This is a genomic window from Acetivibrio ethanolgignens (assembly GCF_001461035.1).
Lineage (GTDB): Bacteria > Bacillota > Clostridia > Lachnospirales > Lachnospiraceae > Velocimicrobium > Velocimicrobium ethanolgignens.
Genome location: NZ_LNAM01000072.1, coordinates 432 through 1,900 on the forward strand (window position 1 = coordinate 432; position 1,469 = coordinate 1,900).

2 protein-coding genes are annotated in these 1,469 nt (G+C 43.4%); both read right to left on the reverse strand.

Features of this window, described 5'->3' with window-relative positions; genetic code table 11:
- Positions 1–34: 34 nt before the first annotated feature.
- On the reverse strand, positions 35–766 hold the full coding sequence (gene nagB, locus ASU35_RS04530; protein WP_058351871.1) for a glucosamine-6-phosphate deaminase: 732 nt from the start codon (positions 764–766) through the stop codon (positions 35–37).
- A gap of 34 nt (positions 767–800) precedes the next feature.
- A complete protein-coding gene (locus ASU35_RS04535; RefSeq protein WP_058351872.1) occupies positions 801–1,403 on the reverse strand; it encodes a carbohydrate-binding family 9-like protein in 603 nt (200 codons plus the stop codon).
- Positions 1,404–1,469 lie beyond the last annotated feature (66 nt).

Below are 1,469 nucleotides of genomic sequence, written 5' to 3' on the forward strand. Positions count from 1 at the left end.
TTCTTGAAAATCAAAACAAATCGATAACCAAAATTTATAAAACACACTTACTCAGTGCTGCCTCGTCTGCTACCAGTGTTACGTCTGGATGAAGCTGGAGTACAGAACCTGGTACATGAGGGGTAATCGGGCCGAAGAAAGCTTTTTGAACGGCGTCAGCTTTATCCTCACCGCTGACTACCACCAGGATTTTTTTTGCGGACATGATGGTTTTAATGCCCATGGTATAAGCCTGGGTTGGAACCTCATCGCGGGTAGCAAAGAAACGGGCGTTGGCATCGATGGTACTCTGAGTAAGATTAACACAGTGAGTTTCCTTTTCGAAGGCTTCGTCTGGCTCATTGAAGCCGATGTGGCCATTTCTGCCAAGTCCGAGAAGCTGAAGGTCGATACCGCCTACAGAACGGATAATTTCATTGTAGGAGCGGCAGGCTTCTTCTGCATCTGCAATAGTACCGTCTGGTACGAAGGTATGAGCTGGGTCAATATTTACATGCTTGAAAAGATTTTCCTGCATAAAGTAATAGTAGCTCTGGTCGTTGTCACGAGGAAGACCACGGTATTCATCCAGATTGACAGAGGTAACCTGGGCAAAATCCAAATCCCCTTTGTTATACCACTCTATCAGCTGCTTATAAGTGCCAATAGGGCTGGAGCCTGTGGCAAGACCAAGAACACAGTCTGGCTTCATGATAATCTGAGCAGAAATCAGATTGGCTGCCTTGCGGCTCATGTCGTTATAATCCTTTGCTTTGTAAATTTTCATAAAATATACTCCTTTCGTGGTATAAAATGTTTTTTTATTTAGAAATTACTGCATCTGCAAAAAATTCTGGCAGATGAAAATTTGGTTTTGGATAATAAATAGGTGCGTAGCTGGCATAATGCTCCAGTGACTTACTTTCGGAAATCTTGTAAAAATTGCAGCGGATTTTAGAGCCTGCTTCCAGTGACAGAGGACCATAAAAGTCTTCAATAACAGAAAAAGGGAGCAGTATCTGTACCCACCAGAAATCCTGGCTGCGGCCGTGACGGACATGACAACGGTCGATTTGCTTTTGGGAAAAGAAGGTTCGTTTTTCCCGGCCTTCTCCGAATTTGGCTAAAAGGACACCGGCGGCATTTAATTCCAGATTGATATAGGACTTTGAGTGTTCCGGATCCAGCTGGAAAAAGGCTTCCAGAGCACTGTCCAGATAGACGGGGTCGTTAGACTGATCATAGGTGCACAACGGGTCAGCCTCTTGACTGTAAAGACGGACGAGCAGCCCCTTTTCCTTTAATAAACCGGCATGGCCATAGGAATAAGGCCGGTAGTTGCCACCCCAGTTAAAAAATTGAATCAGGAACTGGGGGCAGGATAAAATTTCATCCTGGTGATTAAGTAATTTAATTTGATACATAATAATACTCCTCGTATAATAAGTTTGTAAGCAAGGATAATTAGCTTACAGACTTATTCTTTTTAT